Source organism: Microcystis panniformis FACHB-1757 (genome assembly GCF_001264245.1).
Taxonomy (GTDB): Bacteria; Cyanobacteriota; Cyanobacteriia; order Cyanobacteriales; family Microcystaceae; genus Microcystis; species Microcystis panniformis.
In genome coordinates, this window is the sequence record NZ_CP011339.1 from 1,301,614 (window position 1) to 1,320,076 (window position 18,463).

Sequence of the window (18,463 nt, forward strand, 5' to 3'; positions counted from 1 at the left end):
TTTTTTAAGTCTGTTAACGCCCTATGTCTGTCCTAAATAAAGAAAATCTTAAACTAGAAACTCTCACCCTGTTTCAAAAATATCAAAAAACAGGAGATAATAAGTTACGAGATCAAATTATGGAGTTAAACCTAGGATTAGTCAGAAGGGAAGCTCATCATTGGGTCAATCAATGCCCTGAAAATTACGAAGATTTATTGCAGGTTGGCTCTATGGGACTAATTCGAGCGGTTCAGCGTTTTGACAGCAGCAAAGGTCATGCTTTTAGTTCCTTCGCTATTCCCTATATTCGCGGCGAAATTCAACACTATCTACGGGATAAAGGTTACACAGTTCGTATTCCTCGTCGTTGGTTAGATTTAGGCAGACAAGCAACAAATATGCGTCGGGATTTCCAGTCCCTCTACAATCGTCAACCCAACGATACGGAAATCTCCCTCGCTTTAAATATTTCCCTCGCAGAATGGCAAGAGGTAAAACTGGCTTTCCAAAACCGTGAACCTCTTAGTCTCGATGCGACGGTTAATAACGATGAAGATAATCATACTTGTTTAAAAGACATCGTTCCCGATCCCCGTTATCGCAGCTTTCAACTGTGTCAAGAGGATCGCATTCGTTTACAACAGGCAATGGCTCAATTAGAAGACAAAACCCGTCATATTCTTGAATTTGTCTTCCTTAAAGATCTTACTCAACGGGAAACAGCCGAACAATTAGGCATTAGTGTCGTTACCGTCTCCCGTCGGGTGAAAAAGGGTTTAGAAATGCTCAAGGAAACCATGCTCCAAGAAGTATTTTAGCCCAATTATCGGTTCTCATGGCAAGTCCGTTATTAACTCCAAATCCAACTTTAAAAACTCAGTTATGGATTTTTTTCCCCTGCTCCGATGCTCCCTGCTCCCAGCTTATCTTTGCCTAAATAGCAAGTAATTTAAAACCTCAGCTAAATATTCATACTGCTCGATCGAATTATAGTAGTGAGCAGAAATTCTCACAATTAATGATGCTTCTCCCCAAGGAATTATCGGCACTTCAATCTGATATTTTTCCCACAGTTGCCTAGATAAATCTTCTGCTGGCCAGGAATAACTAGGAATTAGAATTGAGGACATCGCTCCAATCATTGATTCTGGACAGGGATAATTGACCTGCAAGGCATGACAAAGCAAATTTCTGGCTTTTAAAACCAAATTACGATTCCTCGCCATCAGACCCAGTAAACCATCAATAGAGAGAGAATTTAAAAACTCGATCGCTTTTGGCACTGATAAATAAGCGCTGGGATCATCGGTTCCCATCCAAGCAAATTCTAACTGAAAACGGGAACGATCTTGTCGAGGAGAATTTGCTCCATGGCTAATAGTTAAAGGTCGAATTATTGCCTGTTTATCCCCGCGCACATAGAGAAAAGCAGCCCCCTTGGGACTACATAACCACTTATGACAATTAGCAGTATAATAGGTGGGATTAATTGTCCTGATATTAAGGGGTAAAAAACCTAAAGCATGAGCGCCATCGATGAGAGTATCAATACCCCGATTATTTAATTCTTGCACAATTTCTGCGATTGGCCAAATTAAGGCCGTGGGACTGGTGACATGATCTAAAACTACTAATTTTGTCTGGGGAGAAACAGATGCTAAAATTGCTTGACTAATTTCTAAAGGGGACTGTACAGGAAAGGGAATTTTAGCGATAATTACCTTTAAACCCCATCTTTTAGCTATATGTTTAACTGCATTAGCACAAGCATTATAGGTCTGATCGGTGATCAGAATTTCCTCATTTTCCTGAAAAGTTAAGGAATTTAACACCGCATTCACTGCTGTGGTTGCATTGGGAACAAAGACTAAATCATCGCTATTTACTCCCACTAAATCCGCTAATTTTTGCCTAGCAATATCTAATAAACCCTCTAATTCTCTCCCCAAAAATGCTAAAGGTTGTCTTTCCATTCGTTCCCGCAATTGTTGCTGATAATCCAAGACTATTTTAGGGGTTGCACCATAGGAACCATGGTTGAGAAAATAGATATTATCGGGAATTAACCAAAAGTTTTTGGACATATTGAATTAATTTGATTTTATTCAGAACTAGAAAAAATAGATGAGAAATTGCCTGTTATATTCAGCTTCTGACTAGCTAGTATATTTATTTATGATAAGCGGGTGGGTGGAATTAAATATAAGATGAACGTAGGTTGGGTTGAAGCATGAAACCCAACACCCGCTCATGTTACGCTACCGCTAACCCATCCTACAAATAATTGTGCCTCCCTACTTATAACCACCTATTTTAGATTAATCTCCCATGGGTTGAAAAGTTGAAAACGATGAATAATTTCAGTGACAAAAGTTTCTCCATCTATGAGAGGATGATTTTCTGATGCAAAGATAGCTTTATCTATTTTTTGCCGAATATCTTCTCTTCATTCTGCATCAGTTATTTGTTCGTATTCATCGAGTAACTGCAAAGCAAAGTCGATGACTTCTTGGGGAGATTGATATTTTCCCGTTTTCACTTTCCGTTGGAGATGTCGGTTCATAGGTATTATGACTATCTACTGAGAAAATCAGCTTGATCTTAATTTTAAGCTAAATATCGACAAAAAAAAAGCTCTCCAGGAAAAAGGAGAGGGGAGAGAACGAGTTAGAAAAAATTATTAATGTAACCATCCTTTCAGACGACGTGCGACTTGAGGACGACGTAATTTTCGCATCGCTTTAGTTTGAATTTGACGTACTCGTTCGCGAGATAAATTGAACATTCCCCCCACTTCCTCTAGGGTATAGGGTTGACTGGTAGCTAAACCATAACGGAGGGAGATAACATCTTTTTCCCGTTCGGTGAGAACATCACTTAAAACCGCGAAAATTTCCTGACGCATCATCATCTCATTCATTTTATCTTCGGGAAGTTGTAGATCATCATCTTCCAAAAGATCCACTAATTCCGTATCTTCTCCCTTCCCTACACGATGATTTAAAGAGAGAGATTGACGACGCAATTGTAATAATTGCCGCAATTGTTCGGGAGTTATTTCTAACGCTTCCGCAAGTTCCCGTTCATTGGGATTGCGCTGTAAATCTTGCTTGAGAATGCGCTGCGCTTTTTTGAGTTTATTGAGTTTTTCGACAATGTGAATCGGTAAACGAATTGTCCGCGCATCGTTAGCAATGGTGCGGGTGATTGCTTGTCGAATCCACCAATAAGCATAGGTAGAGAATTTATAACCTTTATTGGGATCGAATTTTTCGGCCGCACGGTTGAGTCCGATCGCACCTTCTTGAATTAAATCTAAGAAAGGAACCCCGCGATTTAAATAGCGTTTAGCGATAGAAACCACCAAGCGCAAATTAGAACGAATCATTTTCCGTTTAGCTGTTCGTCCGCGATAAAGACGGTTTTCCAGTTGACGTTCATTATCTAATTCTAAAGCGATCGCCCATTCCGTTTTCGTCGGGGGACGATGTAAATTTTCTTGCAGTTTTTGGCGTACTTCTTCCGCTTCCATGAGAAACTTAACCGAGTAGGCTAATTCAATTTCTTCTTCCGCACTAAGCAGGGGATAACGAGCCATTTCTTTAAAAAATGCCCCAACAGTGTCTTCATTGCTGCCTTTATCGTATCCAGTTCCACTACTCCCACGAGTGGTTTTTAGGGTTTCCGGTAAAGGTTCAGTCAGATCTTCGTCAGTTCTTTCAGCAAAATCCACGCTGTCCAGTTCTAAAGGATTTGTCTCCAGGGCAATAATTTGATTAAAATTATCATCGGCGGCTAGTTTAGAGATTTTCATAAGCAGTTATGGATGGAGTGGGGTTATAATAGCGGTGAAAAACTTAGTTTCTCCCAATGGGCTGATTGTTACATTGAATTTTCGGGGAGCAGATTTTTTAAACGTTTTCTTAATTAATGGCGGCCATTTATGGGATATAATTAGGTGCTTCTGTGTGGATTGTTACAAATCGCTCAACCAGATAATCAGATTTTCTGGTGAATAGGGGAGACTTTCAGGGGTTCCACTTATACACTCTAACTAAGGTTTTTGGTATTTGACTAGGTAAAGATCACGCTTCTTAACAATCAAGATAGCAGTCAGCTTTTTATTACTATTCTTCGCTTTTCTTATTGAGAACTATTCTCAACTTTCGACTAACTATGGTGCGATTTAATAGCTAATAGTCAATAATTCTCATTTGGGAAGACTTCACGGGCTAAAAATCAAAATTTGTGGGCAAAAAAGCAATAATTAAACTGTTTTTAGAGAAAATTAACTGGTTTTATTCCCCTCAAGCTTTAAACTATAATTTAAATACCCCATTCTCCCCACTTCCCACTCCCCACTTCCTACTCCCCACTTCCCGCTCCCCACTGATAACTGATAACTAATAACTGATAACTGATAACCATGCTCGATCGCTGTGCTACCCTGACTGTAGCGGAACCTCGCACACCTTACCAATTAACCACAACTGGGCAACTGTGGTTAGAGGTTTTGGTCGATCGCCCTTATCCTAGAGATAGTCAAGAGGATCAGCAAATATTAACCTATAGTATCCCCCAGGATTTAACAGTAGAAATTGGCGATATTTTAAGCGTTCCCTTTGGTTCTCAGGTAATTGGGGGAATTGCTCTTAGATTTCTCGAAAATTTGCCCGCAGGACTGGAAGAAAATCAAATTCGTCCCGTGGAAGATGTGATTGCTAAGGGGTTTTTCCCCGATAATTATTGGCAGTTATTGACGAAAATCGCCCAATACTACGCAACAGATTTAATCACCGTTGTTCGCGTCGCTTTACCTAAGGGTTTACTGCGAAGTTCCCAACGTCGCATCAGATTAAAACCAGCAGCGATTCCCCCTGGTGCGGAAGTTTTTTGTACTCCCCTCTCCCGTCAGATTTTATCCCTGCTCAAAAATCAAAAAGAAGGCGATTATTCGGCGAAATACCTGCAAGAAAAAGTAAAAAATGCCAATTACGGTATCAAAGATTTAGTTAAGCGCGGTTGGGTAGAAAGTTATCTAGAAGCACCCAAAAGTCCTAATATTAAGCTAAAAAAAGCCATTACCCTACTGATAACCGACTTTCCTCCGGATTTAACCGAAAATCAGCGCAAAATTGTCGAAATTCTCCGTCATCAGGGGGGAGAAATGTGGCTGCCAGAATTGGCACAACTTGCGGGGACAAAACATTTTAAACCGCTCATTGACAAGGGTTATGTGGTGATTGAGGATCGGGAATTTCTGCGCTTATCCTCGGCGATTATGAGCAGGGATCAACCAAAAACACTCACTTCTAGTCAAAAACAGGCTTTAGAAGCCATTCAAACCCTAAAAGGTGGTGAAAGCGCTCTCTTACATGGAGTGACGGGATCGGGTAAAACAGAAGTCTATCTACAGGCGATCGCACCTGTCCTAGCAGCGGGTAAATCTGCCTTGGTTTTAGTCCCCGAAATTGGATTAACACCGCAACTAACCGATCGCTTTGTGGCCCGTTTTGGCGATCGAGTCTATGTTTATCATAGCGCCCTCTCGGAAGGAGAAAGATACGATACCTGGCGACAGATGTTGACAGGAACCCCACAAGTCATTATCGGGACGCGATCGGCGATTTTTGCCCCTTTACCCCACCTAGGCATGATTATCCTCGATGAAGAACACGATAGCAGCTTTAAACAAAGTCAATTACTCCCCACCTATCACGCGCGTACCGTGGCTAAATGGCGCGCTCAATTAAACCATTGTCCCGTAATTTTAGGCTCGGCCACGCCATCCCTAGAAACATGGCTAGAATCCCAAGTTAATCCCCGTCTTTACCTATCTTTGCCCGATCGCATCCAAAATCGCCCCTTACCGCGGGTGGAAATCGTCGATATGCGACGGGAATTGCAGCGAGGCAATCGTTCCCTGTTTAGTCAATCCCTGCGTTCATCTCTGGAAACCCTGCGCGACAAGGGAGAACAGGCAATTTTATTCGTCAGTCGCCGGGGTCATAGTACTTTTGTATCTTGCCGAAGTTGCGGTTATGTGCTGGAGTGTCCCCACTGTGATGTCTCCCTCTCCTACCACCACACCGAACCGGGAGCGCAAGAATTACTCCGCTGTCACTACTGCAACTATGGTCGCATCCATCCGAAACAATGTCCTGAATGCGGTTCTCCCTATCTAAAATTTTTCGGTACTGGCACTCAGCGCGTCACCCAAGAATTAAGCAAAGAATTTCCTGATTTGCGCTGCTTGCGTTTTGATAGTGATACCACCCGCAACAAAAATGCTCCCCGGGAACTATTAAAACTATTTACTGATGGTGAGTTTGATGTTTTAGTGGGAACCCAAATGCTCACCAAAGGATTAGATATCGATCGAGTTACTTTAGTAGGAGTAATGGCAGCCGATGGTTTACTTTATCACTCCGATTATCGCGCCTCCGAACGCGCTTTTCAAACCCTCACCCAAGTAGCAGGGAGAGCAGGAAGGGGAGAAAGAGAAGGAAAGGTAATTATCCAAACCTATACCCCTGAACATCCCGTGATTAGAGCAGTGCAAACCCACGATTATGAGGGTTTTGTCGAGACGGAATTAATGCACAGAGAGAGTTTCAATTATCCTCCCTACGGCAGTTTAGTCTTAATTCGCTTTAGTGGTTTAGATGGGGAAGCAGTCCAGAAAAGTGCCGAAAATGTTGCGGAGGAATGTGTTAATAATTTCGGTTCCGATTGGGATATTTTGGGACCTGCACCCGCAACAATTATGCGCGTGGCTAACCGTTATCGCTGGCAAATTCTGTTAAAATTATCGGGAGAAAAGGCTGATATCGGTCGTCTTTTTCTTCCTCTGAAAAGCTTAGTTTTACCCAAGGTAAGTATGGCGATCGATGTGGACCCCTTAACTATAGAATAATCAAGGATGAATGAGATGATCGCCATTGCTCACGGATGCAACCAGTTATCTAAATCTGTCAAAGTGTCAAAGTCTAATAAAGCGAGTCCTAAGTCTTCTAACCGCTCCACAGGAAGGTTACGGATGGTTTCCTCAAGATTTTGCGGTATTTCACCGAAACGTCGTTGAAGAAGTCTAATAACAAGATTGGCTTCTTGAATTCTACCCTGTTCAAGACCCTGCTGTACACCTTGCTGTACCCCCTCTTGAACCGCTTGTTCTCTATCCTGTTGGTAAAGTGGAGCTAAACGCATAATAAACTCCCTATCCTCCTGTGTTTTTTTCGATAACGCTTCTAAATTTCTACTCAGATTATACAATAAGTTTAAAGAAGCCGATTTTAGGGGAGCATTCGGCGATAATCTGGCTAATTCGTCAATTGCTCTCTCTCTTGTTCCTCCTCTACCCAATAATCTTAGCCATAATGTCTCTGGGATTGCGGGTAATTGATGAATGACGACAATAGCTGTACCTAAACCTTCCGGGAGAAAATAAACCCCTTCTCCCCAATTGGGTTGTAATTGAGCCTTAAACAGGGATAAAATGCGCTCACTAGCTGTGGGAGTGAGAATCCACAACTTAGGTATCTCCTCCTCTGATATTCTCTGTTTATTTCTCTTTGCTTCTCTCTGGAAGATTTCACGAATAGCAAAGCGCTTGGACAGACAATCATTGATACCATCAAGGGTAATCCCATTGCGATAGGGTTCTAATAAACAAGGATGTTGGCATAATCTGCCTAATAATCCTAACTGAGGGGGAATTGCCTCGGTATTAGGACTAAAATACACATCAATTTCTTTAATTTCTGAGGTGACTTCTTTGCTGATAACTACTGTACCGTAGGGAGAAAGAAGGGTTTCTAAGAAGTCTTTGCTAAATTTATCCCAAATAAAGCGAGTCATTTCAGTTATCAGTTATCAGTTACCAGTTATCAGTGACTACCACCTAAACTCGGTAGCTTGAAAAAGGTTAATTGCCTCAGTTGGTTATTTTTGCCCTAGATTAATCATAAAGTACAGAAGTAAAACAGAGATTATTCATTATTCAGGAGCATCTCACCTTTGTAACCCCTAAATCAGGTTTTTATGTCAAGCTATTTTGAAAGCCTTGCTAGAAACCAGTTTTAGGGATAAGTATAATTACTCACTTGCATAAATGAGATGCTCCCCATTATTCATTATTGATTATTCCGATTGACTGGCGATAATTTTTTTTACTTCTGGTACTAACAAATCTAATGCTTCAGCAATTTGTTCGGGAGTTAATCCTAGTTTGACTAAGCGAGGGATAGTTTCCCTTTTAGTTTTCTTTTCGATAGCATTAGCCATAATTTGATCATCGGGAATAATATCATCGTTTTCTTCTAGGTTAGAAGGAGAACTGGGACAAAAATTAAGTTTGTCAACTTGGCTACTATTAACAACAATACCATAGTTAAGTAGTCATGCAAAATTAATTACCTGCCCGATCGAGCTAAAACCCTTACGGGGCAATGATCGTCATGTGTAAATAATTTTGCCTAGGTACTTATTTTTACCGACTACTCTTTGAACTGTAGCGCAAAAATTAGACTTATTAATATCTTCTCCTAAAGTATCAGAAAGAAGTTGCCAAAGTTTATAAGCTTCATCCTTAGCATGACCAGCACTACAATTATATTCTTTGGCAATATCAGCGTATTTTTTTCCATTTAAAACTCCCCTAATAATCGACAGTTGCAGACTATCTAGATGCTCACCCGTTTTCGAGAATAGCAATTCATCTAGGTAGCTAGTCAATTCTTGAGTATTCATACTTATTTAACTGTTGGATGTAAGTCTTTATCCGCCATTATCCGCTAAAAGCATTCTTTTGTAAAGATTATTTAGAAAAGTCCCGTCTTTTTCTGACTTCATATAACTTATAAAACAAACTTCATGAAAGCCGACTATGGGCTCTTCTCGACTTTGTGTGATAATTTTTGCTTATGGAATCGTGAAATGCTTATCAGGCAAGACTTTTAGTGCTATTTGGCGGAATAAACTATCAGTATAGACCTCGTTTCCACACAGAAACCAGAAGAGCCGACTATGTAATCTTTAATTTTAAATACACATACTTAATAGGAGTATAAGACATGGATGTTCAATATGGAAGTCAAATCAAAATGAGACACATTTTAACAGGTTTTCATCTACACTCTCACCCGCTTAATTATAAACATCCTAACAGTTCACAACAGCAACAAGTAACTTGCTTTAATAACGGTGCTAATGGTGACGATAATGACTTTTGGATTGTTAAAAGTGTTAATGCTAACAATCCAAGAGATAATGAGACTCAAACCGTAAAAGATGGTGATCTGTTGAGACTTGAACATCTTTTAACGCAAAAAAACTTACATAGTCATCCCGGAATACCTTCTCCCATCACTGGACAGCAAGAGGTAACTTGTTTTGGTTTTTCTGGTTCTGGTGATAGTAACGATTTATGGAGAATATCAATAGAAGGGGGCGGTGTTTGGAATGATAGTAAACGAGTTAAATTAATTCATGTTAATACAGACTTCGCTTTACATTCTCATGGTGGTCAAGTGATGAATGATTTAACCGCTTTTCAGCAAGAAGTTACCTGCTTTTCTGGAAGAGATGAAAATGATTTTTGGCAAGCATTTAATATATCATTTGTAGGAGTTAAAGTTCCTGAAGGATTAGGTAGAAATGATAATAATTCTCGACCTGTACGGGCTGAACAAACAAACCGAGTAGCAGGGGGAACCATGACGACTAACGTTACAGTTTCCCCTGATGGAAAACTTACAGCGGAGACTCACACTCGAACAAAAGTAGATTTTAAAGGTTTTACAGGATCAGTTATCGTTGTGATTTATAACAGGGAAGGAAGATCACACATATCTGGAAAGCATTCCTTTGGTGTTGATGGAGATTTAATTCCGGGAGGAAGAAGTGATCGGAAAGATCCTTGGGACGAGTCAGTACCACTAGAAATTGCCAGTAAAGCAGATCGAGTTTCTATCATACATTCTCATGATCCTAATCTGAGAATAACCCGTGAACAGGCTATAGATCTCATTCGTGTAGCGATCATATTAACTGCCGCAGCTTAATAGCTTAAGACATCGATTAATGATGGGGTGTATTAACATTAGTATAATACACCCCAGAGGGGGACAAGCGGGCTAGAAGCCTTACCTACAGAGGCTTCTAGCCTCTATTGTCATAAGTGGATCGATCGATAACCAGCAAAAAGCCAAAGAATAATCAAGGATGGAAAATGCGGTCGCCATTGTTCACGGGTGCAACCAGTTGTCTAAATCCGTCAAAGTGTCAAACTCTAATAAAGCGAGTCCTAAGTCTTCTAAGCGCTCCACAGGAAGTTTACGGATGGTTTCCTCAAGATTCTGCGGTATTTCACCGAAACGTCGTTGAAGAAGTCTAATAACCAACTTTAATGCTTCCTGCTGTACCCCCTCTTGAATCGCTTGTTCTCTATCCTGTTGGTAAAGTGGAGCTAAACGCATAATAAACTCCCTATCCTCCTGTGTTTTTTTCGATAACGCTTCTAGATTTCTACTCAAATTATACAATAAGTTTAAGGAAGCCGATTTTAGGGGATTATTCGGTGATAATCTCTCTAATTCATCGATAGCTCTCTCTCTTGTTCCTCCTCTACTATTTTTCTGATCGGAGACTACTGGCTACTGACTCCTAACCCTAACAACAATTTTTGATTTTTACCGGAGATATAAATAATCTTCCGGTTGCCGTTTGCCAGGCTCAGAACTAGGATAGGAAAGAACGAGGTATTAATGAAGCAAGAGAGGCTTAGACTGTGACCAATGTAGCGATCGATGTCCGATTAACCGAGACTTCTCTGTGGCAATGGCAAATATGGCAAGGATTGCCCTATCTTACCTGTAATCTCCTAGAGGACTGGTCCCACGGCTTTTTTACCCGTCATTATTACCCCCAAACCCCGGAAGCTTTTACGGCTGCTCTGGGGGCAAATGTACCGGTTTATCGGGTCAAACAGGTACATGGCGATCGCCTATTAAATCCCCAAGGGATTACTAACCCGGAAATTGTCGAAGCGGATGGAATTATCACCGATGCTTCCGGTCAAGGGATTTGGGTGGCCAGTGCTGATTGTACGCCCGTACTAATAGGCGATCGCTCTACCGGTGTTGGGGTGGCGATTCATTCTGGATGGAGAGGGACAGCCAAGGGGATAGTTGCCAAAGCAGTTAAGCAGTTATTAAAATCTGGTAGTTGTTTAGATAACTTAGTGTTGGCCCTGGGGCCGGCAATTGCCGGGGAAGTGTATCAAGTAGATGGAGAAGTTGCCGCAGAAGTGGGTTTAAGTTTATTTCCCCAAGAAACCAATCCCGACCAAATTCTAGGGAATTTATTTAACCTCTCCCCCTCCCCCTTATTTGCTGACAAGGAAAAAGGAAAAGTGCGCTTAGACGTGCGACGGGTGATTTATCATCAACTACAACAGTTAGGAATTCGGGATGAACAAATTGCGATCGCTCCTTTTTGTACCTATCAACAAGAGGAGCATTTTTTCTCCTATCGTCGGGAAAAAGCCAAAAAAATCCAATGGTCTGGCATAGTTAGTCGTTAATGGTTACTGCTCACTGATAACTGAAAAATCCCCCCTTTCCCATGCGTATTGTTTTTTTCGGAACCCCGACTTTTGCTGTTCCCACCCTAAAAAAATTATTAGCCAATCCCGATATAGAAATAATTGCCGTCGTTACCCAACCGGACAAGCGCCGGGGAAGGGGTAATCAATTAATCCCCTCACCGGTGAAACAAATAGCCATAGAACAGCAAATACCGGTTTGGCAGCCCAAAAGTGTCAAAAAAAACGCTAAAACCTTAGATTTTCTCAGACAATCGCAAGCGGATGCCTTTGTGGTGGTTGCCTACGGACAAATTCTCTCCCCAGAAATTCTAGAGATGCCGCGATTAGGCTGTATTAACGTTCATGGCTCAATTTTACCGAAATATCGGGGAGCAGCCCCCGTGCAGTGGTGCATCGCTAGGGGAGAAAAAGAAACCGGCATTACCACCATGTTAATGGATGCGGGCATGGACACCGGACCGATGTTACTGAAAGCCTACAGCCCGATCGCTCTTTTTGACAATGCCGAACAGGTGGGAGCAACCCTAGGGCAAATGGGGGCGGATTTGCTCCTAGAAACCCTCTCTAAGCTCGATCGAGCAGAAATTACCCCAATTCCTCAAAATAATGACGATGCCACCTATGCCCCTTTAATTCAGAAATCTGACTACCTAATCCACTGGCAAGATTCGGGCCGGACAATTCATGATCGAGTCCGGGGTTTTTATCCTAATGCGCTGACCACTTTCCGGGGACAACCCCTAAAAGTGATGGCCACTATTCCCCTAGACGATCTGGAGCAACTGCCTCGAGAATTACAGACAAAAGACCTTTCTCATCTAAGCGGAGAAGTGGGATCGATCGTGACTCTCTGGAAAAATTTCGGGCCGGTAGTGCAGACGGGAGCGGGTTTATTGTTATTAAAAGAAGTGCAATTATCGGGAAAACCACCGCGTTCTGGTGGGGATTTGGTCAATGGTTCCCGTTTAACTATCGGTGAGATTTTCGGTCAATAGTTTTCGGGGTATGGCTTTCCTTTGCTCCTCTATGCTTCACTGGTGAAGATTTTTTTCAACTTGCGAAAGCGATCGGAATAACTTCTTAATACTTCGATTGCAAACATGGGGGTTTCCTGCACGGCAAATAAAAACTGCGGTTGATTGAGACAGGCTAATTTACAATCAGTTTTGGCGATAGCTGTGGATTCTCGCAGTTTATCCCCATGCAGGAGCGCTCCTGCTCCGAATACATCCCCTTTTTCTAGAGTTTCTATCAATTGTTCCTTGATATACATCTCCACTTCTCCGCTAAGAATACCGTACATTAACTCGCCCTCCGTGCCATCGACAAAAATAACTTCACCAGCTGGAAAAGTGCGATCGGGATGATTTTCGAGAATTTTAATCGTCTCTACGGGACTTAACATGATTTAACAATAATTTTTCGGGTTATCTCTCCCATTTTCCAATACATTGAACTCCCCGATCATCGTTTTTGTATCTAAGAATACTTGAAACTTCCCTACCTGACAAAGATTCGGTTTGACTCTCAGAAATGCTTTGTTTAATGCTTGTCGGGGAGAGAAATTTTTCCTCTTCATACCTTTATCCTCTTCCTACCCAACCCGATTTTTGGCTCTTCTGGTTTCTGTGTGGAAACGAGGTCTATACTGATGGTTTCTTCGTCAAAATAGCCCTAAAAGTCTTGCCCGATAAGCATTTCACAATTCCATAAGCAAAAATTATCACACAAAGTCGAGAAGAGCCGATTTTTGAGTCTATTTTTTTCTCTGTTATCTTCCCTCAAAAACCCTATATATATGGGCGCACGGATTCCCATTATACATAAAGTATAAAGCAAGTCTCGCCATTTGTCAAGGGTTTTCCGAAAATCTCCCCCTCTCCCCACTTCCTTGAGAAAATACCTGGTTTAAAACTGTTTGATCGCTGCTTGGGTGATTTCTGCGATCGCGGCTAAACTGGGACTAACTGGGCCAGTATCGGTGGATAACCAGAGAAGATACTCGACGTTACCCGCAGGCCCGGTAATGGGAGACCAAGTTAAACCCCGATAGAACCATCCTAAGACTTCGGCGGCCTGTAAAACCTGAAAAATTGCCCCTGCTTGGTCTTGATGGTCGCGAACTACCCCTTTTTTACCGACTTTTTCCCGTCCCACCTCGAATTGGGGTTTGACCAATAAAATCGCCTCTCGCGGTGGATTTAATAGCGTCCACAGGGTCGGTAAAACTTTGGTCAGAGAAATAAAGGACAGATCCATAACTGCTAAATCGGAGGGTTTTTCCTGTCCGTATAACTTTTCCGGGGTTAAATAGCGAAAATTAGTTCTTTCTAGTAAAATAACTCGTTGATCCTGCCGTAAACTCCAGGCCACTTGTCCATAACCCACATCGACCCCATAAACCCGTTTTGCTCCTTTTTGCAAGAGACAATCGGTAAATCCCCCCGTAGAAATGCCGCCATCTAAACAAATGCGATCGCAGACATCAATGGCAAATAATTCTAAGGCCTTAGCTAATTTTTCGCCCCCCCTTGACAAATAGGGCAGTTTCTGCTTAACCTCGATCGCCGCTTCTGGATCGATTTCTGTGGCAGGTTTATCAATGATTTGGTGATTGACTTTCACCTCTCCAGCGCGAATTAATCGCTGTGCCTGTTGACGGGAATCACAGAGATTTTTGGCTACTAATAATAAATCTAATCTTTCTTTCGACAAGGAAGGCCTCCCAATAATCAGCGCCTAATTCTAAAAAATACCTTATTTTTCCCCAAGCAATCCCAGAAGGAAGATTATAAGTAAACATAGGGACAAGCGGAACCCATCAGCTAAATTTTCGCTGTCATCCCGATATTTTATGGATAAAGAGACTCGATTCGCCATTTTAGTTATTGGCATCCCCTTTCTAGGACTAGCTTACTGTGGCTTGATTTTTGCCGTGATGATTTATTGGGTCTGGGCCCGGGAACATCCCGTGACCATGGCCACTTGTTTCGTCCTTGCTCCTTCTTTGATTTCTGGCTCTATCTGGCTGTTAGCTTCCTATAAAGCCCGCCAAAAGCAGCGTTTGGGGTTATGATTGGCAGGACTATCCCATCGCCCTCTAGAACAACTAATGTGGGGCAATATGGGGGTGAATTACCTTCACCCTCCCCTAGATAACTTTTTCTGATCACCATAACTAGGGGAGAGCCTTAAAGATTAGATATTTTTCTGGTGATAGTTAGCATAAAAGGTTTCCAAGCAAGACTGATTAAATAACCCAATCCTGCCACTAAAATAATTGTCGCCCCTGAGGTGAGATTTAAACTATAGGATAACCACAAACCCACTAAAGTAAAGACAATTCCTAAAATAATCGCTAGGATCATCATTCCCTTCATATTTTTAACAAATTGTCCACTGATAGCGGCGGGAATAGTTAACAAAGCAATTACCATAATTAATCCTACCACCTGCATTACTGCCACAATAGTTAAAGCGGTTATTCCCATTAAACCCAAATAAATTATCTCCACGGGAATATTACGAATAATCGCAAAGGTTTCATCAAAAGATATGGCTAACAACTCTTTATAAAAGATACTAACTAAGGTGATAATTAATATATCTATGCCCGCCATTATCCATAAATCATCCCTCGGTACAGTTAAAATACTACCAAAAAGATAACTCATTAGATCAGCTTTATAACCGGGGGTTAAATCAATAAAAATTACCCCAATCGCCATACCAATCGCCCACATCACCCCGATTAAAGTATCGGCTCTCTCCCGGATACGACGCTGTAAAAAACCCATGCCTAAGGCCGAAAAAAAGGTAAAAAATATCGCCCCCACCAGGGGATTAATCCCGAAAAAATAACCGATTCCTATCCCTCCATAGGCAGCGTGAGCGATTCCCCCACTGATAAAAACCACACGATTAACTACTACCAAAGTACCCACAATCCCACAGGCAATACTAACTAATATTCCTGCGGCAATCGCATGGCGCATAAAATCAAATTGTAAAGCCTCTAGCATAGGGTGTGGGGAAGTGGGGTGTGGGGTGTGGGGTGTGGGGAAGTGGGGAAGTGGGGAGAATAAATAAAAATAATCTCCCGTCTCCTATCTCCTATCTCCTAACTCCTGATAACTGATAACTGATAACTGATAACTGATAACTGATAACTGATAACTGATAACTGATAACTGATAACTGATAACTGATAACTGATAACTGATAACTGATAACTGATAACTGATAACTGATCACTGATAACTGATAACTGATCACTGATACGATCACTGATCACTGATAACTGATAACTGATCACTGATCACTGATCACTGATCACTGATAACTGATCACTGATAACTGATAAGTAGTCATGCAAAATTAATTACCTGCCCGATCGAGCTAAAACCCTTACGGGGCAATGATCGTCATGTGTAAATAATTTTGCCTAGGTACTTAACTGATCACTGATAACTGATAACTGATAACTGATCACTGATCACTGATCACTGATAAATGATAACTGATCACTGATCACTGATCACTGATAACTGATAACTGATAACTGATTATTGATAACTGATAACTGATAACTGATAACTGATTATTGATAACTCTCAATTACTTGACGAAAATCGCTTTTTTGTTTGACTCCGCGCATTTCCTTCACTAATTCCCGGTCCTTAAAGAATTGTACCGTGGGAGTCCCGGTTACTTGACCCATTTTGGCGATTTCTGGGTCAGCTTCGATGTCAATTTCCACAAAATAAATTTTGCCATCGTACTCATCGACCACTTTATCTAAAATCGGTTTCAGGGTTTTACAGGGGCCACAGGTGGGAGAAACATATTTTACCATTAACAAGCGATCGCCGTCGTGGAATAATTTCCGCAAAGCATAACCCCCAACGTGACGGGTTTTGTGAATATCAAAAGTCTCCTCCGTATCGGCCGGGGTTTCGCTAACGGTTTTTGTCTCGTAATGTTCAGAAGTTGCCGATTGACGGTATTCTTGGATTAAATTATGCTCCGATAACCATCTTTCTGCCAATAACGCCGCCATACACCCCGTACCTGCGGCAGTGATGGCCTGACGGTATTCGTGGTCCTGCACGTCTCCTGCGGCAAAAACCCCCTCGACGCTGGTAGCAACAGTCCCCGGTTTGACTTTTACATAACCCACCTCGTCTAATTCTAATTGTCCTTGGAAGAGGGAAGTATTGGGAGTGTGACCGATGGCATAAAATAACCCTCTAACGGCTAATTCACTGATTTCTCCCGTTTGCGAGTTTTTAATGCGTAATCCTGCCATTTTACTGCCTGTACCGAACACATCCACCGCTTGGGTGTGAAAATGAACGGTAACTTTCGGATTATTTAACACCCGGTCCTGCATTGCTTTCGAGGCACGCATCGCTTCCCCGCGAATTAATAAATGGACGTGGGAGCCGTATTTAGTTAAATATACGGCTTCTTCTGCCGCCGAGTCACCGCCACCAATGACAGCCAGGTTTTCCTCTCTAAATATCGGTGTAGCACCGTCACAGATAGCACAAGCGGAAATCCCGTTACTCCAGAATTGGGCCTCGCTGGGTAATCCTAAACGTTTAGCGGTGGCTCCCGTGGCGATAATAATACTATTGGCCTTCACTTCCCGGTCCGTGGAACGAATGATAAAAGGACGCTGACTTAAATCCACCGAGATAACATCTTCGGTATAGCATTGGGTCCCCCATCTTTCGGCCTGTTCCTTCATTCTTTCCATCAGCTTCGGACCGGTGATTCCTTCGGGAAAACCGGGGAAATTTTCTACTTCTGTGGTGGTCATCAATTGTCCCCCCGGAATACCTCCCGCTTGGAAACCCTCAAACATCAAGGGTTTTAAGTTCGCACGCGCCGCATAAATCGCCGCCGTATATCCCGCGGGTCCCGAACCAATAATGACTAAATTCTCGACAGTCATAACCGTAAATGCAACTCATAACGACTACGCTTTTTAGTATAGCAGCATCAGTTATCAGTTATCTGTGTAATATTTTTCGTCACTAACTCTACCAGTGGGTAAAGTCTGCCGCAAATTGAGATAGGGATAAAAGCTTAATGCGGGTATCTTGAGCAACTTTTTGGCGCATTTGAGCCGTATTATATCCCCAATCGGCTAAATATAAGCCCACATCGTTTAAATCTGCTTGTTGCTCCACTAATTCCAACGCATCGAGACGATCCTCGACAAACCACAAATTAGCGGGGGATTCCGGTAAATCAGCCAGTATTTGCTGAATAGTCAGGTATTTCGGCTGTTTAATTTCCTTGCCAATTAATCTCGCTGCCGGAAAATTAATTGCTACTTTTTGTAACAATCGCTTGACAAAACGGCTTTCTTTTGTAGTGATAATATAAACCAAAAAATCCGAGTCTAAAAGAGAGGCCAGGCGATCGATCGCGGGTTGATAAAATTGATGTAAGGCTAACCAAGACTCTAGATCCGACTCAATCCATCGATCCCTAAGACGATCGAGGGCATTTGAGAGAGCTTTTTTCGCTATTTTCTCCCTTTCTAGCAGATTTTGCCGAATTGACGGCCAATTATTTAAAGCTTCCCCGTCGGGAATACCGAGAACAAGCGATCGCAACAGTAAAGGCATTTCCCAACCGGTTTCGATAACGGGACGAAGTTGCGAAAACCTCGGGAAAAAATCCTCGGGAATTATTTCCGGCCAAAGGGTTTCATAGGTGCGTTTGCTAATCTGAAAATACTCGATCATGCCATCACAAAGAACACCATCAAAATCGAGTGCTAGAATGCGGGGGGATTGATTCATAAATGCTGGTTTAATCTCAATAATGGCAGTATAGCGCAGGGAAAATTAAAAAATT

General features: G+C 42.0%; 18 protein-coding genes and 1 pseudogene. 6 read left to right on the forward strand and 13 right to left on the reverse strand.

Translation table 11 applies throughout. The annotated features are described in order from the left end of the window. The first annotated feature begins 23 nt into the window (after positions 1–23). Positions 24–800 (forward strand): RNA polymerase sigma factor SigF, encoded by a 777-nt coding sequence (locus VL20_RS06300; RefSeq protein WP_052275964.1) that lies wholly within the window; start codon positions 24–26, stop codon positions 798–800. A gap of 105 nt (positions 801–905) precedes the next feature. Here VL20_RS06300 and VL20_RS06305 read toward each other — a convergent pair whose 3' ends face one another. After that, positions 906–2,066, reverse strand: coding sequence for an aminotransferase class V-fold PLP-dependent enzyme (locus tag VL20_RS06305; protein WP_052275965.1), 1,161 nt, complete (start codon positions 2,064–2,066; stop codon positions 906–908). Between the two features lie 596 nt (positions 2,067–2,662). Further along, positions 2,663–3,796, reverse strand: coding sequence for an RNA polymerase sigma factor, RpoD/SigA family (locus tag VL20_RS06315; RefSeq protein ID WP_052275966.1), 1,134 nt, complete (start codon positions 3,794–3,796; stop codon positions 2,663–2,665). Between the two features lie 612 nt (positions 3,797–4,408). On the opposite strand from VL20_RS06315, the gene priA reads away from it, so the two are divergent. Then, positions 4,409–6,898, forward strand: a complete 2,490-nt coding sequence (gene priA, locus VL20_RS06320; protein ID WP_052275967.1) for a primosomal protein N' — start codon at positions 4,409–4,411, stop codon at positions 6,896–6,898. A gap of 29 nt (positions 6,899–6,927) precedes the next feature. Here the strand turns inward: priA and VL20_RS06325 are convergent, their stop codons facing one another. The 3 genes from VL20_RS06325 to VL20_RS33620 all read right to left on the reverse strand — a co-directional run bounded on the left by VL20_RS06325 (position 6,928) and on the right by VL20_RS33620 (position 8,733). Continuing rightward, positions 6,928–7,842: a DUF4351 domain-containing protein gene (locus VL20_RS06325; RefSeq protein WP_052275968.1), complete on the reverse strand. Its 915-nt coding sequence runs from the start codon at positions 7,840–7,842 to the stop codon at positions 6,928–6,930. Positions 7,843–8,124: 282 nt separating this feature from the next. After that, positions 8,125–8,268, reverse strand: coding sequence for a hypothetical protein (locus tag VL20_RS33615; RefSeq protein WP_158499319.1), 144 nt, complete (start codon positions 8,266–8,268; stop codon positions 8,125–8,127). 171 nt (positions 8,269–8,439) lie between these two features. Beyond that, positions 8,440–8,733: a helix-turn-helix domain-containing protein gene (locus tag VL20_RS33620; protein ID WP_353734448.1), complete on the reverse strand. Its 294-nt coding sequence runs from the start codon at positions 8,731–8,733 to the stop codon at positions 8,440–8,442. Positions 8,734–9,056: 323 nt separating this feature from the next. Between VL20_RS33620 and VL20_RS06335 the strand changes: the two genes are divergently transcribed. Next, complete coding sequence (locus tag VL20_RS06335) at positions 9,057–10,046, forward strand: MIR domain-containing protein (RefSeq protein WP_002792849.1); 990 nt, start codon at positions 9,057–9,059, stop codon at positions 10,044–10,046. Positions 10,047–10,229: 183 nt separating this feature from the next. Here VL20_RS06335 and VL20_RS06340 read toward each other — a convergent pair. Next, positions 10,230–10,610: pseudogene (locus VL20_RS06340) on the reverse strand (DUF4351 domain-containing protein); the annotation flags it as partial. A 161-nt stretch (positions 10,611–10,771) separates the two neighbouring features. Between VL20_RS06340 and pgeF the strand changes: the two are divergent. Together pgeF and fmt are read left to right on the forward strand one after the other, a co-directional pair. Next, on the forward strand, positions 10,772–11,566 hold the full coding sequence (pgeF, locus tag VL20_RS06345) for a peptidoglycan editing factor PgeF (protein ID WP_052275969.1): 795 nt from the start codon (positions 10,772–10,774) through the stop codon (positions 11,564–11,566). Between the two features lie 41 nt (positions 11,567–11,607). Next, the gene (fmt, locus tag VL20_RS06350) at positions 11,608–12,585 is read left to right on the forward strand and encodes a methionyl-tRNA formyltransferase (RefSeq protein ID WP_052275970.1); all 978 of its coding nucleotides are present in this window, start codon (positions 11,608–11,610) and stop codon (positions 12,583–12,585) included. A gap of 29 nt (positions 12,586–12,614) precedes the next feature. Here fmt and VL20_RS06355 read toward each other — a convergent pair whose 3' ends face one another. The 3 genes from VL20_RS06355 to VL20_RS06365 all read right to left on the reverse strand — a co-directional run bounded on the left by VL20_RS06355 (position 12,615) and on the right by VL20_RS06365 (position 14,305). Next, positions 12,615–12,995 (reverse strand): cyclic nucleotide-binding domain-containing protein, encoded by a 381-nt coding sequence (locus VL20_RS06355; protein ID WP_002787046.1) that lies wholly within the window; start codon positions 12,993–12,995, stop codon positions 12,615–12,617. 3 nt (positions 12,996–12,998) lie between these two features. Continuing rightward, positions 12,999–13,169 carry a hypothetical protein gene (locus VL20_RS06360; protein ID WP_052275971.1) on the reverse strand — a complete coding sequence of 57 codons (171 nt, stop codon included), beginning with the start codon at positions 13,167–13,169 and terminating at the stop codon, positions 12,999–13,001. A 329-nt stretch (positions 13,170–13,498) separates the two neighbouring features. Next, a complete protein-coding gene (locus VL20_RS06365) occupies positions 13,499–14,305 on the reverse strand; it encodes a TlyA family RNA methyltransferase (RefSeq protein ID WP_052275972.1) in 807 nt (268 codons plus the stop codon). 139 nt (positions 14,306–14,444) lie between these two features. On the opposite strand from VL20_RS06365, the gene VL20_RS06370 reads away from it, so the two are divergent. Beyond that, entirely contained in the window at positions 14,445–14,666 is a 222-nt protein-coding gene (locus VL20_RS06370; RefSeq protein ID WP_052275973.1) for a hypothetical protein, read from the forward strand. 115 nt (positions 14,667–14,781) lie between these two features. On the opposite strand, the gene VL20_RS06375 is transcribed toward VL20_RS06370, so the two are convergent. The 4 genes from VL20_RS06375 to VL20_RS06385 form a co-directional block, all read right to left on the reverse strand. Beyond that, the gene (locus VL20_RS06375; protein WP_052275974.1) at positions 14,782–15,612 is read right to left on the reverse strand and encodes a metal ABC transporter permease; all 831 of its coding nucleotides are present in this window, start codon (positions 15,610–15,612) and stop codon (positions 14,782–14,784) included. 98 nt (positions 15,613–15,710) lie between these two features. Next, the gene (locus VL20_RS31030; RefSeq protein ID WP_158499320.1) at positions 15,711–15,905 is read right to left on the reverse strand and encodes a hypothetical protein; all 195 of its coding nucleotides are present in this window, start codon (positions 15,903–15,905) and stop codon (positions 15,711–15,713) included. A 285-nt stretch (positions 15,906–16,190) separates the two neighbouring features. Further along, entirely contained in the window at positions 16,191–17,549 is a 1,359-nt protein-coding gene (gene trxB / locus VL20_RS06380; protein ID WP_052275975.1) for a thioredoxin-disulfide reductase, read from the reverse strand. An 88-nt stretch (positions 17,550–17,637) separates the two neighbouring features. Next, positions 17,638–18,408 carry an HAD family hydrolase gene (locus VL20_RS06385; RefSeq protein ID WP_052275976.1) on the reverse strand — a complete coding sequence of 257 codons (771 nt, stop codon included), beginning with the start codon at positions 18,406–18,408 and terminating at the stop codon, positions 17,638–17,640. Positions 18,409–18,463: the final 55 nt, after the last annotated feature.

Excerpts from the sequence above, each read along its gene's own strand:
- VL20_RS06370 (WP_052275973.1), top strand. The coding sequence starts at position 14,445 with ATGGATAAAGAGACTCGATTCGCCATTTTAGTTATTGGCATCCCCTTT.
- VL20_RS06325 (WP_052275968.1), bottom strand. The coding sequence starts at position 7,842 with ATGACTCGCTTTATTTGGGATAAATTTAGCAAAGACTTCTTAGAAACC.
- VL20_RS06385 (WP_052275976.1), bottom strand. The coding sequence starts at position 18,408 with ATGAATCAATCCCCCCGCATTCTAGCACTCGATTTTGATGGTGTTCTT.
- VL20_RS33615 (WP_158499319.1), bottom strand. The coding sequence starts at position 8,268 with ATGGCTAATGCTATCGAAAAGAAAACTAAAAGGGAAACTATCCCTCGC.
- VL20_RS06335 (WP_002792849.1), top strand. The coding sequence starts at position 9,057 with ATGGATGTTCAATATGGAAGTCAAATCAAAATGAGACACATTTTAACA.
- priA (WP_052275967.1), top strand. The coding sequence starts at position 4,409 with ATGCTCGATCGCTGTGCTACCCTGACTGTAGCGGAACCTCGCACACCT.
- VL20_RS06300 (WP_052275964.1), top strand. The coding sequence starts at position 24 with ATGTCTGTCCTAAATAAAGAAAATCTTAAACTAGAAACTCTCACCCTG.
- VL20_RS06355 (WP_002787046.1), bottom strand. The coding sequence starts at position 12,995 with ATGTTAAGTCCCGTAGAGACGATTAAAATTCTCGAAAATCATCCCGAT.
- trxB (WP_052275975.1), bottom strand. The coding sequence starts at position 17,549 with ATGACTGTCGAGAATTTAGTCATTATTGGTTCGGGACCCGCGGGATAT.
- VL20_RS33620 (WP_353734448.1), bottom strand. The coding sequence starts at position 8,733 with ATGAATACTCAAGAATTGACTAGCTACCTAGATGAATTGCTATTCTCG.
- VL20_RS06375 (WP_052275974.1), bottom strand. The coding sequence starts at position 15,612 with ATGCTAGAGGCTTTACAATTTGATTTTATGCGCCATGCGATTGCCGCA.
- VL20_RS06305 (WP_052275965.1), bottom strand. The coding sequence starts at position 2,066 with ATGTCCAAAAACTTTTGGTTAATTCCCGATAATATCTATTTTCTCAAC.
- fmt (WP_052275970.1), top strand. The coding sequence starts at position 11,608 with ATGCGTATTGTTTTTTTCGGAACCCCGACTTTTGCTGTTCCCACCCTA.
- VL20_RS06315 (WP_052275966.1), bottom strand. The coding sequence starts at position 3,796 with ATGAAAATCTCTAAACTAGCCGCCGATGATAATTTTAATCAAATTATT.
- VL20_RS06360 (WP_052275971.1), bottom strand. The coding sequence starts at position 13,169 with ATGAAGAGGAAAAATTTCTCTCCCCGACAAGCATTAAACAAAGCATTT.